The organism is Streptomyces sp. NBC_01481 (assembly GCF_026339995.1).
Taxonomy (GTDB): domain Bacteria; phylum Actinomycetota; class Actinomycetes; order Streptomycetales; family Streptomycetaceae; genus Streptomyces.
Genome location: NZ_JAPEPT010000001.1, coordinates 1,622,202 through 1,635,735, shown reverse-complemented (window position 1 = coordinate 1,635,735; position 13,534 = coordinate 1,622,202). Strand labels below are relative to the sequence as shown.

At 69.2% G+C, this 13,534-nt stretch carries 10 protein-coding genes; 6 read left to right on the top strand and 4 right to left on the bottom strand.

Going from position 1 to position 13,534, the window contains the following annotated elements; translation table 11 throughout:
• Nucleotides 1-3: 3 nt before the first annotated feature.
• The 3 genes from OOK40_RS07510 to OOK40_RS07500 form a co-directional block, all read right to left on the bottom strand.
• Complete coding sequence (locus OOK40_RS07510; RefSeq protein ID WP_266477524.1) at nt 4-993, bottom strand: DUF3068 domain-containing protein; 990 nt, start codon at nt 991-993, stop codon at nt 4-6.
• 13 nt (nt 994-1,006) lie between these two features.
• Nucleotides 1,007-1,144, bottom strand: a complete 138-nt coding sequence (locus tag OOK40_RS07505) for an SPW_0924 family protein (protein ID WP_266477523.1) — start codon at nt 1,142-1,144, stop codon at nt 1,007-1,009.
• Nucleotides 1,145-1,289: 145 nt separating this feature from the next.
• Nucleotides 1,290-2,957, bottom strand: a complete 1,668-nt coding sequence (locus OOK40_RS07500) for a lytic transglycosylase domain-containing protein (protein ID WP_266477522.1) — start codon at nt 2,955-2,957, stop codon at nt 1,290-1,292.
• Between the two features lie 244 nt (nt 2,958-3,201).
• Between OOK40_RS07500 and OOK40_RS07495 the strand changes: the two genes are divergently transcribed.
• Complete coding sequence (locus OOK40_RS07495) at nt 3,202-4,020, top strand: DUF4184 family protein (protein WP_266477521.1); 819 nt, start codon at nt 3,202-3,204, stop codon at nt 4,018-4,020.
• A 255-nt stretch (nt 4,021-4,275) separates the two neighbouring features.
• Here the strand turns inward: OOK40_RS07495 and polA are convergent, their stop codons facing one another.
• Nucleotides 4,276-6,987: a DNA polymerase I gene (polA, locus tag OOK40_RS07490; protein ID WP_266477520.1), complete on the bottom strand. Its 2,712-nt coding sequence runs from the start codon at nt 6,985-6,987 to the stop codon at nt 4,276-4,278.
• Between the two features lie 100 nt (nt 6,988-7,087).
• Here polA and OOK40_RS07485 point away from each other — a divergent pair, with 100 nt between their 5' ends.
• The 5 genes from OOK40_RS07485 to OOK40_RS07460 all read left to right on the top strand — a co-directional run bounded on the left by OOK40_RS07485 (nt 7,088) and on the right by OOK40_RS07460 (nt 13,529).
• The gene (locus OOK40_RS07485) at nt 7,088-9,361 is read left to right on the top strand and encodes an FdhF/YdeP family oxidoreductase (RefSeq protein WP_266477519.1); all 2,274 of its coding nucleotides are present in this window, start codon (nt 7,088-7,090) and stop codon (nt 9,359-9,361) included.
• 123 nt (nt 9,362-9,484) lie between these two features.
• A complete protein-coding gene (locus OOK40_RS07480) occupies nt 9,485-9,955 on the top strand; it encodes a PaaI family thioesterase (RefSeq protein ID WP_266477518.1) in 471 nt (156 codons plus the stop codon).
• A gap of 48 nt (nt 9,956-10,003) precedes the next feature.
• A complete protein-coding gene (locus OOK40_RS07475) occupies nt 10,004-10,399 on the top strand; it encodes a hypothetical protein (RefSeq protein WP_266477517.1) in 396 nt (131 codons plus the stop codon).
• An 875-nt stretch (nt 10,400-11,274) separates the two neighbouring features.
• On the top strand, nt 11,275-12,504 hold the full coding sequence (locus OOK40_RS07465) for a branched-chain amino acid ABC transporter substrate-binding protein (protein WP_266477515.1): 1,230 nt from the start codon (nt 11,275-11,277) through the stop codon (nt 12,502-12,504).
• Nucleotides 12,505-12,599: 95 nt separating this feature from the next.
• Entirely contained in the window at nt 12,600-13,529 is a 930-nt protein-coding gene (locus tag OOK40_RS07460) for a branched-chain amino acid ABC transporter permease (protein ID WP_266477513.1), read from the top strand.
• Nucleotides 13,530-13,534: the final 5 nt, after the last annotated feature.

The window sequence follows — 13,534 nt, the reverse complement described above, 5'->3', positions numbered from 1 at the left end:
CCGTCAGGCGGGGACCGGCTCTGGATCGCGGTCCGCCGCGGGTGCCCGCGGCCGGCGGCTGCGGGCCTCCAGGAACAGCGCGAGCGCCAGCAGCGCGGTGCCGAGCACCACGAAGCCCCAGGGCAGATACGAGGTCATCAGCAGCACCATCCGGCGGTTCGACTTGATCAGGTCGACCGTGTAGTCCACATAGTCGGGGCGCATCTTCACATGCCCGGCGAACGCGGTGACCTTGTCCCGTCCGCCCAGCAGGGTGCCGCCACGCAGCTCCTCCTGGTGGATCTCCTCGCCGTTGACGGGACCGCCGGTGACCGGGTCGACCCAGAACATCCGCTTCGTCGTGTACCAGCGGGTCGTTCCCGTCTGCTTCTCCAGCGTGGTCGCGTCGACGCCGGGGATGGGCATCTTCTTCGGGTAGGGCACCTTGGTCCAGGGGATGGTCTGCTCGAAGTAGTAGACCTCGAGCCCGCGGAACGTACGCGTCCCCCTGTAGTGGATGGGCGCGGACGTACGGGCCTGGGCGTCGAAGTACTCGTAGTCCCGCTTCTCGGTGAGGAAGGGCCACTTGAACTCGATGCCCTCGCGCCGCACCGCGTCCCCGTCGACCATTTCCCCCGTGGCGTGCACGGGCGCCTGGCTGTGGGCGTCGAAGATGTAGCGCTCGGGAATCTGGGAGACCATCTTGCCGTCGGGTCCCTCGACATAGGAGAGGGAGTCCCAGACGACGACATCGCGGCCCGCGCTGCGCTCGATCTTCTCGGACTCCTCCACGTTGCCCTTGAGGGTCTGCACGATGGTGACCTTGGCGACCTGCTTCGCCTGGAGGGTGCCGTAGTCGAGGAGGGTCGCGGGCTTCGCCTCCAGCACCATTTCCTGGTACTGGCTGGGCGGGATCTTCACCAGCCGCGGGAAGGCGTACCAGCGCAGCAGCGGTGACAGCGCGCTGAAGAAGACGGCGAAGGCAAGGAGTACGAGGCTCGCTCTGCGGCGCATGGTCCCCTCCCTCCTACTTCTTGGGGCCGGGGACGCTGGTCAGCAGCGGCTTCGGAGAGGTCTCGCCGGGCGGCGCGCCGATCGCCGAGATGGCGACGACCAGGACGAGGGCGGCGGCAAGCCCGATGGTGGCGGCGACGAGGGCGCGCATGCTCGGCCTCCCGGGGGCTCGGATCCGGACGGATCTGATACGGCGTCAGGGCGGGGGCACCGTAGCAATCGAGCCGCGAGATGAGAACACGTTGCACCGCCCCTGTACCGACGGACGGCACAGGGGCGGTGCGGGAGCTGCTGGGTCAGGCCGCCGGCGCGGCGACCTTGAGCTCGATGGTCACGCTTGCGCCGCCCGCTGTGGTGAGGCGGAGCAGGAAGGTGCCCGTCTGGTCGTCCGCGTAGATCTTCGGGAGCTGCAGCACGCCGTTGGCGTCGGTCGTCAGGTCCGTGAGGGTACGGATCACGTTGCCCTGGGCGTCCTTGAAGTAGGGGCCCTTGTCGTTCACGGCCGGATTGTCCGCGGCGGTGATCATGGTGGCGGTGACCGCGACGCCCGCGGCGATGGCGCCCTTGTAGGTGGCCTTGACCTCGCAGGTGTCCGCGAACTCCGTGCCGGGGGCGGCCGTGAGGACCTTGTCGTCGGTCCTCGCGATGGCGTCCGCCGCCCGGACGGTCACGGTCGCGGTGAAGTCGGCAGGCGGCAGCACCCTGCCCCCCTCGACCGTCGCCCGGACGGTGAAGTAGCCGGTCTTCTCGCCCGCGTGCAGGGTGGGCGATGCGACCGTGCCGTCGGCGCCGGTGGAGAGGACCACGGCCGCTTTCCCGCCGGTGAAGCGGGTGTCGGTGTCGCCGACGATCTCGAAACGGGCGGCCTGGAAGGGGACGGCCTTGCCCGCGGTGTTCTTCACCCGCACCGTGGGCCGCCCGGTGAAGTCGTGGCCGGCCATGGCGCTCAGCTCACCGGTGCCCGCGTCCTCGATACGCGCCACCGGCGACGGGGTCGGCGTGGGTGTCGGCGTGGGCGTCGGCGTAGGGGTCGGGGTCGGCTTGGGGGTGGTGGTGCCGGGCTTCGACGGCGGGGGCGTCGGCGTCGGGGTGCCGCTGGGCGGGGGCGTGGGGGTGCTGCCGGGCGAGGTCTCGGGGTCGCTGCCGGGCCCGTTGGAAATCGGCAGCACGCCGGTGCCGTCCGGGACCTCGTGGGTGCCGCGCTTGTAGTACTCGAACCAGGACAGGACCGTACGCAGATACTCCTGCGAGTGGTTGTAGCCCAGGATCGCCCTGTCGAGATCGGACCTGACCGCCAGGTCCCGGCCGTCGGCGCACAGATAGCGCCCGGCGGCGAGCGCGGCGTCGTAGATGTTGTTGGGGTCGCGGCGGCCGTCGGCGTTGGCGTCCTGGCCCCACCTCTCCCAGGTGGAGGGGATGAACTGCATCGGGCCGACCGCGCGGTCGTGCGTCGAGTCGCCGTCGTACGCACCGTTGTCGGTGTCCGAAATGTTCGCGAAGCCGACGCCGTTGAGGACCGGGCCGAGGATCGGCGAGAGGGTCGTGCCGTTGGCGTCGACATTGCCGCCGCGCGCCTGGCCCGACTCCACCTTGCCGATGGCGGCGAGCAGTTGCCACGGGACATGGCAGCCGGGATCGGAGGCGGCTATGGTCCGCTCGGCCTGCTTGTACGCGGCGAGGACGGTGGCCGGAATGCCCGATTCCGTCGGACCGGTCACGGGGAGATCCCCGGAAGTGCCCGGTTTGTCGGGGGCGTTCAGCGGCGGAAGGTCCGTGTAGTACGGGGAGTTGCCGGTAACCGGAGTGCCGGGCGGCGGGGTGGCGTCGGAAGCCCCCTGGCTGTCGCCCGTGGTGGCATGCGTGATGCCGGGCGCCCCTGAGGCGGAGAGTGCGGCCACGGCGGCCGCTGCCACGGCTGTGGTGGTGGCTCCCCTGCGCAGTCGGCGGCCGAATTGCGCTGCCATACGTCTGTTCCCTCCCCGTAGGCGGCGTCGGCGCTCCCCAGCGCCGGACTCAGGTGACCCTACGGCAACTACACGCCCCGGGGCACCGGCCCCTGACCGCTTTTCACCAGCTCGCCACCTGCCGGTCGCCCGCAGTGCGGAGTTCGAACCCGGAGTTCGACGCCGGAGTTCGAGCATCACGCATACTGGCGTCGTTGATCGATAAGGGTCGACAAGGGTCCAAAGGGTTCCAGGGGGCACGACCATGCCGTTCACGCTGAGCCATGCCGCGGCGGTACTGCCGGGCATCCGCAAGGACGGGGCCGCGCGCGGACCGCTGCTCGCCTCGGCGCTCGTGATGGGCTCGTTCGCCCCCGACATGACGTACTTCGCGGCCACCGCCGTCCCGGGCGGCATGGAGTTCGGGACGTTCACCCATGCCCCGCTCGGGGTGCTGACCGTGGACGTGGCGATCACGGCGGCGCTGGTGGCGGTCTGGGTGATGGTGCGTGAGCCACTGCTGGCACTGCTGCCGACCGCCTGGCAGGGACGTGTTCACGCGTTCGTACGCGGGAGTGCGCAGCACCGCACGGACCGGCGGCCCGTGGCCATGGCGCTGCGGTTCTATGTATCGGCGGTGCTGGGCGCGAGCACGCATGTTCTGTGGGACGCCTTCACCCATCACGGCGAGTGGGGCACACGTCTGCTTCCGGTCCTGAACGAGACGGTGGCCGGGATGCCCCTCTTCTCGTATGCGCAGTACAGCAGTTCGGTGCTGGGTCTGGTGGCGCTGGTGTGGTTCGCGGCGTCCGCGCTGCGTCGGCAGCCCCCGGTCACGGCGCCCCCGTCGGTGCGGCTGCTCGACGCACGGGGCCGGTGGCTCGCGTCGGCGCTGCTGGCAGGGTGCGTGCTGCTCGGCGTCATCCAGCGGTGCGCGCGCTGGTACGCGTACTTCGGGCAGGCCGACTCGCCCCTGGACATCATCCCGACGGCGTGCTTCGGGGCGGGGGCGGGGCTGGCGGTGGGGCTTGTGGTGTACGGGGCGGGGATGCGGTTGCGCGGGCGCGCGGTGGAGCGGGTCTGAGGGCGGGGGCTGCGCCTGCTGCGGGCTTTGCCCCACCCCGCCCTCCCCCTACGGCCTGGCGGCCGTGGGAGGTACCCCCATCCCGAACTGGGGGCAAGCCCCCAGACCCCCGAATGCGACCTCCGGCCGCATGTCCTCAAACGCCGGACGGGCTGAACTCCAGCCCCTTGGGGGTCCCCCCGGACGAAGTCTGGGGGAGTTTGAGGAGCGGGGTCCGGGGCAGAGCCCCGGCGGACGGCCCGCGCGGTCCCGACGTCAGTGCGCCGCCGACTCCCAGTCCGCGCCCACTCCCACCGAGACGTCCAGCGGCGCGCTCAGCGACACCGCCGCGGACATCTCCTTGCGGACCAGCTCCTCAACCCTCTCGCGCTCGCCCGGCGAGATCTCCAGCACGATTTCGTCGTGGACCTGGAGCAGCAGCCGGGAGGAGAGCTTCGCCTCCCTCAGCGCCCGGTCGACGTTCAGCATCGCGACCTTGACGATGTCCGCCGCGGTGCCCTGGATCGGGGCGTTGAGCGCCATCCGCTCGGCCGCCTCGCGGCGCTGGCGGTTGTCGCTGTTCAAGTCGGGCAGGTAGCGGCGGCGGCCGAGCATCGTCTCGGTGTAGCCGGTCACCCGGGCCTCCACGACGACGCGGTGCAGATAGTCGCGTACGCCGCCGAAGCGCTCGAAGTAGGTGTCCATCAGGCCGCGTGCCTCGGCCGGCTCGATGTTCAGCTGCTGGGCGAGGCCGAACGCCGAGAGCCCGTAGGCCAGTCCGTACGACATCGCCTTGATCTTGCGGCGCATCTCGGCGTCGACGGCGGACTTGTCCACGCTGAACACCTGTGAGGCGACGGTGGTGTGCAGGTCCTCGCCGGAGGCGAACGCCTCCAGCAGGCCCTCGTCCTCCGACAGGTGCGCCATCACGCGCAGCTCGATCTGGCTGTAGTCCGCCGTCATCAGGGACTCGAAGCCCTCGCCGACCACGAAGCCACGGCGGATCGCGCGGCCCTCGTCGGTGCGCACAGGTACGTTCTGCAGGTTCGGGTCGGTGGAGGACAGGCGGCCGGTCGCGGCGACGATCTGGCTGAAGCTGGTGTGGACCCGGCCGTCCGCCGCGATCGTCTTGACCAGGCCTTCGACGGTGACTCGCAGCTTCGCCTGCTCGCGGTGGCGCAGCATGAGGACCGGCAGCTCGTGCTCGGTCTGGGTGGCCAGCCAGGCCAGCGCGTCCGCGTCCGTGGTGTAACCGGTCTTGGTCTTCTTGGTCTTGGGGAGATTCAGCTCGCCGAACAGGACTTCCTGGAGCTGCTTGGGCGAGCCGAGGTTGAACTCGTGCCCGACGGAGGCGTGCGCCTCCTTCACGGCCTGCTGCACGGCACCCGCGAACTGCTGCTCCATGGCCTCCAGATGGGGCCGGTCCGCGGCGATGCCGTGCCGCTCCATGCGGGCGAGCAGGGCGGAGGTGGGCAGTTCGACGTCGTGCAGCAGCTCGGCCGCGCCGACCTCGGCCAGTCGCTCGGTGAAGGCGTCGCCGAGGTCGAGGACCGCGCGGGCCTGGGACATCAGGGCGTCGGCCTCGGCCTGCTCGTCCTCCGAGCCGAAGGCGAGCTGGCCGTCGGCAGCCGCGGGGGCGAGCTCGCGGCCCAGATACTCCACGGAGAGCGCGTCCAGCGCGAAGGAGCGGCGGCCCGGCTTGACCAGATAGGCGGCGAGCGCGGTGTCCATGGTGACGCCGTCGATGCTCCAGCCGTGCTCGGGGAAGACCCGCATCGCGTTCTTGGCGTTGTGCATGACCTTGGGCCGGTCCGCGTCCGCGATCCAGTCGGCGAATGCGCGCTCGTCGGCTTCGTCGAGCTGGGTGGTGTCGAACCAGGCGGCCGGGCCCGCGGCGGAAGCGAGCGCGATCTCGGTGACACTGCCGGTGCCCAGCGCCCAGGTGTCGACGGTGGCCACGCCGAGCGGCTGGGTGCCGTGCTCCTGGAGCCAGGGGGCGAGCTCGCCGGTGCCAAGGACCGTGCCGTCCAGCTCGACGCCCGCGGCGGGGGCCGGGGCCTCGTCCTCCTGCGCGCCCGGGTCGACGGCGAGGAGCCGCTCGCGAAGGCTCGGGTTCCGGATCTCCAGTACTTCCAGGAACCCCTTGAGCGCGGTCCTGTCGTACGGAGCGCGCTCCAGGTCCGCGACGGACTTCGGCAGCTCCACGTCCCGTACCAGCTCGGTGAGGTGGCGGTTGAGCTTGACCGATTCCAGGTGGTCGCGCAGGGCCTGGCCGACCTTGCCCTTGACCTCGTCGGCGCGTTCCACCAGCTCCGCGAACGAACCGAACTGACTGATCCACTTCGTGGCGGTCTTCTCACCGACGCCGGGAATGCCGGGCAGGTTGTCCGACGGGTCGCCGCGCAGGGCCGCGAAGTCCGGGTACTGCTGGGGGGTCAGTCCGTACTTCTCCTGGACCTTCTCCGGGGTGAAGCGGGTCAGCTCGGAGACGCCCTTGGTGGGGTAGAGCACGGTGGTGTGCTCGCTGACCAGCTGGAAGGAGTCCCGGTCCCCGGTGACGATCAGCACGTCGAAGCCGGCGGCCTCGGCCTGGGTGGCGAGGGTGGCGATGATGTCGTCGGCCTCGAAGCCGTCCACCGCGAACCGTACGGCGTTCATGGTGTCGAGGAGCTCGCCGATCAGCTCGACCTGGCCCTTGAACTCGTCAGGGGTCTTGGAGCGGTTCGCCTTGTACTCGGGGAAGTCCTGCGAGCGCCACGTCTTGCGGGAGACGTCGAACGCCACCGCGAAGTGCGTGGGCGACTCGTCGCGCAGCGTGTTCGCCAGCATCGACGCGAAGCCGTAGATGGCGTTGGTCGGCTGGCCGGTCGCGGTCGTGAAATTCTCCGCGGGCAGCGCGAAGAACGCCCGGTACGCCAGGGAGTGCCCGTCCATGAGGAGCAGGCGCGGTCGGTTGTCTGCGGTCTTCTTCGATGCTGTCTCAGCCACGTCCACGATCCTGCCACGTGCCACTGACATTCCCGACCGTGGGAAGAGCGTGACAGGATCAAAGGCGTACGCAGCACACGCAGGCTCGAGGGAGAGCGCGATGGCCAGCAAGCCGCCCGCAGGTGATCCGGTCCAGGACGCGCCACAGGTCACGGCCCCGCAGCACGCGGCCGCGGGCCTCCCCGCCATCGGGCACACGCTGCGCATGGCTCAGCAGCAGATGGGAGTGCGCCGCAGTGCGCAGACGCTCCTCAAGGTCAACCAGAAGGACGGCTTCGACTGTCCGGGCTGCGCATGGCCGGAGAGCGACAAGCGGCACACGGCGGAGTTCTGCGAGAACGGAGCCAAGGCGGTCGCCGAGGAGGCGACGCTGCGGCGGGTGACCCCGGAGTTCTTCGCGGCGCACAGCCTCGCGGACCTTGCTTCCCGCAGCGGGTACTGGCTGGGACAGCAGGGCCGAATCACCCAGCCCATGTACCTTCCCGAGGGCGCGGACCAGTACGAACCAGTCAGCTGGGAGCGGGCCTTCGCGATCATCGCCGAGGAGCTCACCGCGCTGGACTCCCCCGACGAGGCGCTCTTCTACACCTCCGGCCGCACCAGCAACGAGGCCGCCTTCCTGTTCCAGGTCTTCGCCCGCGAGTTCGGCACCAACAATCTCCCCGACTGCTCCAACATGTGCCACGAGTCCTCGGGCTCGGCGCTCACCGAGACGATCGGCATCGGCAAGGGCAGCGTCTCGCTGGAGGATCTCCACCAGGCGGATCTGATCATCGTGGCCGGGCAGAACCCGGGCACCAACCATCCCCGGATGCTCAGCGCCCTGGAGAAGGCCAAGAACGCGGGCGCGAAGATCATTTCGGTGAACCCGCTTCCCGAGGCCGGTATGGAGCGGTTCAAGAATCCGCAGACGCCGCAGGGCATGCTCAAGGGGACCGCTCTCAACGATCTCTTCCTGCAGATCCGCATCGGCGGCGACCAGTCTCTGTTCCGGCTGCTGAACAAGCTGATCCTGGAGACCGAGGGCGCGGTCGACGAGGAGTTCGTACGCGAACACACCCATGGGTACGAGGAGTTCGCCGCGGCGGCCGCTGCCGCCGACTGGGACGAGACGCTGGCCGCGACCGGCCTTCGGCGGGCCGAGATCGAGCGCGCCCTCGCCATGGTCCTTGCGTCCCGGCGCACCATCGTGTGCTGGGCGATGGGCCTGACCCAGCACAAGCACGCCGTGGTGACCATCCGCGAGGTGGTCAACTTCCTGCTGCTGCGCGGCAACATCGGCCGCCCGGGCGCGGGCGTCTGCCCGGTGCGCGGGCACTCCAACGTTCAGGGCGACCGCACGATGGGCATCTTCGAGCGGCCCTCGCCCGCCTTCCTGGACGCTCTGGAGACGGAGTTCGGCTTCGCCCCGCCGCGCCACCACGGCTTCGACGTCGTACGGTCCATCCAGGCGCTGCGCGACGGCGAGGCGAAGGTCTTCTTCGCCATGGGCGGCAACTTCGTGGCGGCGACTCCGGACACCGAGGTCACCGAGGCGGCGATGCGGCGGGCCCGCCTGACCGTTCATGTGTCGACCAAGCTGAACCGTTCGCACACCGTGACAGGCACCCGGGCGCTGATCCTGCCCACCCTCGGCCGCACCGACAAGGACATCCAGGCCGGCGGCCGGCAAGTGGTGACCGTCGAGGACTCGATGGGCATGGTGCACGCCTCCCGCGGCAACCTCACCCCGGCGAGCCCCCTTCTGCTCTCCGAACCGGCGATCGTGACCAGGCTGGCGCGCGCGGTCCTCGGCCCCTCCTCGACGACGCCCTGGGAGGACTTCGAGAAGGACTACGGGACGATCCGCGACCGCATCGCGCGCGTGGTGCCCGGTTTCGAGGACTTCAACGCCAAGATCGCCCGTCCCGGCGGCTTCGCACTCCCCCACGCCCCGCGCGACGAGCGCCGCTTCCCCACCGCCACGGGGAAGGCCAATTTCACGGCGGCGCCGGTCGAGTTCCCCGAGGTGCCCGCAGGCCGGCTGCTGCTGCAGACGCTGCGCTCGCACGATCAGTACAACACCACGATCTACGGTCTCGACGACCGTTACCGGGGCATCAAGGGCGGCCGCCGGGTCGTCCTGGTGAACCCGGAGGACGCTCAGGAGCTGGGCCTCGCGGACGGTTCGTACACCGATCTGGTCAGCGAGTGGAAGGACGGCGTGGAGCGCCGAGCCCCCGGCTTCCGGGTGGTGCACTACCCCACCGCCAGGGGCTGCGCGGCCGCGTACTACCCCGAGACCAATGTGCTCATCCCGCTGGACTCCACGGCCGACACCAGCAACACCCCGGCGAGCAAGTCCGTGCTGATCCGCTTCGAGCGCGCGCAGTGACGGTCCGGGCGCCGCGCGTGAGGAGCGCTCGCGGGAAAGGCACCTCCCGCTAAGCGTTCGCTCAGGCATCTGGTAAGACGGTGCACACAGCACGCAACGTACCGAGATCGGAGCCGGACCCCCATGGGCGAGCAGAGAACCGTGAAGTTCCCGCAAGAGGTCATCGACGTATACGCAGCGCTCGGGGTCGACCTGCCCGCGCTGTTCTCCGCCGGGGATCTGGGCAATCGCATGGGCGTCGAGATCGTCGAGGTCTCGGCGGAGCGCGTCGTGGGCACGATGCCGGTCGAGGGCAACACCCAGCCGTACGGACTGCTGCACGGCGGCGCCTCCGCGGTCCTCGCGGAGACTCTCGGCTCGATCGGCTCGATGCTCCACGGCGGGACCACCAAGATCGCCGTCGGCGTCGACCTCAACTGCACGCACCACCGTGGCGTCCGGTCCGGCCTGGTCACGGGCGTGGCAACACCCGTGCACCGCGGCCGCTCCACGGCGACGTACGAGATCGTCATCTCCGACGAGCAGGACAAGCGGGTCTGCACGGCCCGGCTGACGTGCCTGCTGCGCGATGCCGCGGGTCCGGCCGGGGGCTGACCGTCCCGACCATTGTCGCGCCCCGGGCCGGCGTCTAGCGTTCCTCGTATGAGGCCAGGACCACCGCCCCGGGGCGGGCTGTTGCTCGTGTGCGCGCTCGCGTTCGCGATCGCCGCCCTCGCCGGCTGCGGGGGCGGCTCGCGCGGCGAGGGCCGTTCATCCCCCTCGCCTCGGACGACGTCCCCGGAGAAGCTGTGCCAGCAGCTGATATCCCACTGGGCACGGGTCGTGCTCGACGGCGGGAAGCAGGCCAACCTGGACTACCAGGCCATGGGTCTGTCCGACGGGCAGAACCGCATCCTGCTGGACGTGACAGCCGCCGCCCGCGCCGAGCAGAGGCGCCAAGGGCAGGCGGCCGCAAGGAAGTTGATCGACAGTCAGGCTGCAGCCCGGTGCACCGAGCGCTACCGTAGCGGGACCCCGACTGGAGGCCCCTGGCAATGAGCGGAGTCGGCCCGGTGGAGCCGGGCGATGGCACGTACGCGCCGGACGACGACTTCGCTCCCTCCCCGGTTCGGCCGGCGAACAGCCGGGCGGCCGACTTCGCGGCGCGACATCGCCCCGCCCTCCTTGCCGCCGCCCTGGCGGGGATCCTCGCCGCGGGAGCGTCGTACCTCTACGTGACCCGGCCGACGCCGCCCCCGCCGCCGCCCACGCCGTGGCCGGCGCAAGCGGTCGCGCTGGCCTACGAGGCACCCGCCCGGCCGGTCGCAGCGGACGACTCGTTCGACTTCACCGTCACGTTCAGTACGACCTCAGGACCCCCGGTCACGGTGGAGCGGATTACCCAGACCTCGGCAGGTCTGTGGGTGTCGAGCAATCCCGTGACGCCGTTCACTGTGAGTTCCGGAAAGCCACGCAAAGTACTCGTTACGGTTCACGTGTCGGAATGCCGAACAGTGGCACGGAATGCCGGGCTTCCTTTCCTTGACGTAACACTGCGTAATGCTCGTGCAATCCAAGAACACAGTTACATTCTGGGCGATCGGTACGCCCGAGACCTGGCCAGAGCGGTTGGCACTGCGTGCCACCAAGGTCAGATGTCAGGACTCAAACCCACGAACGGTCCTGCACGTTCTCAGCATGCGGACAAGACGAACCGGCCTGAATTCCCCCGTTCCACCCTCGAAAATCCGCTATCCATTACGTCGCGGCATAACAAGAGCGTCACATCATTGCCCAGACCACTCCACCTCCCCCAATACCGCGCTTAGAGTCACCGCCAGTCACCGCGCCGCCGGATTACCTCAGAGTTCGGTTCCAGCGCTCGACTCGGTACGTCCCATGGGGGGCGGCCGTGCCAGGTGAAAGGACTGATCGTGCGTCAACGTTCGCTAGTAGCCATCACGGCTGCGCTCACCGCGGGAGCCTTGTCGCTCACCGCCTGTGGCTCGCGCGACGACAAGAACAGTGGGGCCGAGGGCGGCGGTACCACGGTCGTCATCGGCATCGATGCCCCGCTGACCGGTGAGCTCTCCGCTCTGGGTCTCGGCATCAAGAACTCTGTCGACCTCGCGGCCAAGCAGGCCAACGCCAAGAAGTACGTCAACGGCATCACCTTCAAGGTGGAAGCCTTCGACGACCAGGCCCAGCCGTCCTCCGGACAGCAGAACGCCACCAAGTTCGTCGCCAACAAGGACGTCCTCGGTGTCGTCGGCCCGCTGAACTCCTCCGTGGCCGAGTCCATGCAGAAGGTCTTCGACGACGCGAAGCTCGCCCAGGTCTCGCCCGCCAACACCAACCCGGCCCTGACCCAGGGGCCGAAGTGGAACGGCGGCGAGAAGGCTCGCCCGTACAAGTCGTACTTCCGCACCGCGACGACGGACGCGATCCAGGGTCCGTTCGCCGCGCAGTACCTCTTCAACGATGCCAAGAAGAAGAACGTCTTCATCATCGATGACAAGAAGACGTACGGCGCCGGTCTCGCCGCCACCTTCAAGGCGGAGTTCGAGAAGCTCGGCGGCAAGGTCGCGGGCACCGAGCACGTGAACCCTGACACCAAGGACTTCGCGGCCGTCGTCACCCAGATCAAGAGCTCCAAGGCCGACGTCGTCTACTACGGCGGCGAGTACCCGGTCGCGGGCCCGCTCAGCAAGCAGATCAAGAAGTCGGGTGCCGCGATCCCGCTCGCCGGCGGCGACGGCATCTACAGTGCCGACTTCATCAAGCTCTCCGGCAAGGAGGGCGTGGGCGACCTCGCCACCTCGGTCGGCGCGCCGGTCGAGGAGCTCCCCTCGGCCAAGGACTTCGTGGCCAATTACAAGGCGGCCGGTTACAAGGAGGCCTACGAGGCCTACGGCGGCTACTCGTACGACTCCGCCTGGTCGATCATCGAGGCCGTGAAGAAGGTCGTCGAGGGCAATGACGGCAAGCTTCCCTCCGATGCCCGCGCCAAGGTCATCGAGGCCCTGCAGGGTGTTTCCTTCGACGGTGTGACCGGCAAGGTCGCCTTCGACGAGTTCGGTGACGCCACCAACAAGCAGCTCACGGTCTACAAGTACGAGGGCACTGCCTGGAAGGCCGTCAAGTCCGGCACGTTCGCCGGCTGATCGTCAGTCCGTAACACCTCACCTGCCGCGCGGGGCGTCGCAAGACAAGCGCCCCGCGCGGTGTCACATCCGTCGAAAGACTCGGAGGACCTGCGGTGCACGAACTGCCGCAACAGCTGGTCAACGGCCTGCTACTGGGATCCATGTACGGGCTCGTCGCCATCGGCTACACGATGGTTTATGGCATTGTCCAGCTCATCAACTTCGCCCATGGCGAGATCTTCATGACCGGAGGGTTCGGGGCCCTCACGGTCTGGCTCATCCTTCCCACCGGCACCACCATGTGGCTGGCTCTGCCGCTCATGCTGGTCGGAGCGATCATCGTCGCCACCACCATCGCGGTCGGCGCGGAACGCTTCGCCTACCGTCCACTTCGCACCGCACCCCGCCTCGCCCCGCTCATCACCGCCATCGGCCTCTCCCTGGCCCTTCAGCAGGCGGTGTGGGCCTGGTACCCCGAGGCGAAGTCCTCCCGTACCTTCCCCGAAATCCCCGGCGGCCCGTTCCACTTCGGCAGCATCACCATCCAGACCGGTGACGTCTTCCTGCTGATAGCCGCCCCCATCTGCATGGCGATCCTCGCCTTCTTCGTGATGAAGACCCGCACCGGACGCGGTATGCAGGCCACTGCCCAGGATCCGGACACGGCCAAGCTCATGGGCATCAACACCGACCGCATCATCGTGGTCGCGTTCGCCCTCGGTGCGGCATTCGCCGCCGTCGGAGCCGTCGCGTACGGCCTCAAGTACGGCGAAGTCAACTTCCGCATGGGCTTCATCCTCGGTCTCAAGGCGTTCACCGCGGCCGTCCTCGGCGGTATCGGCAACATCTACGGCGCCATGCTCGGCGGTCTCGCCCTGGGCATCGCCGAAACCATGGCCACGGCCTACATCAACGACATCCCCGGCATGCAGCAGCTCGGCGGCCAGTCCTGGGCCGACGTCTGGGCCTTCGTACTTCTCATCGTCGTGCTCCTCGTCAGGCCACAGGGCCTCCTCGGCGAGCGCGTCGCGGACAGGGCGTGACACCG

Coding starts and splice junctions, on each gene's coding strand:
- OOK40_RS07510 (WP_266477524.1), bottom strand. CDS start 993: ATGCGCCGCAGAGCGAGCCTCGTACTCCTTGCCTTCGCCGTCTTCTTC.
- OOK40_RS07505 (WP_266477523.1), bottom strand. CDS start 1,144: ATGCGCGCCCTCGTCGCCGCCACCATCGGGCTTGCCGCCGCCCTCGTC.
- OOK40_RS07500 (WP_266477522.1), bottom strand. CDS start 2,957: ATGGCAGCGCAATTCGGCCGCCGACTGCGCAGGGGAGCCACCACCACA.
- OOK40_RS07495 (WP_266477521.1), top strand. CDS start 3,202: ATGCCGTTCACGCTGAGCCATGCCGCGGCGGTACTGCCGGGCATCCGC.
- OOK40_RS07485 (WP_266477519.1), top strand. CDS start 7,088: ATGGCCAGCAAGCCGCCCGCAGGTGATCCGGTCCAGGACGCGCCACAG.
- OOK40_RS07480 (WP_266477518.1), top strand. CDS start 9,485: ATGGGCGAGCAGAGAACCGTGAAGTTCCCGCAAGAGGTCATCGACGTA.
- OOK40_RS07475 (WP_266477517.1), top strand. CDS start 10,004: ATGAGGCCAGGACCACCGCCCCGGGGCGGGCTGTTGCTCGTGTGCGCG.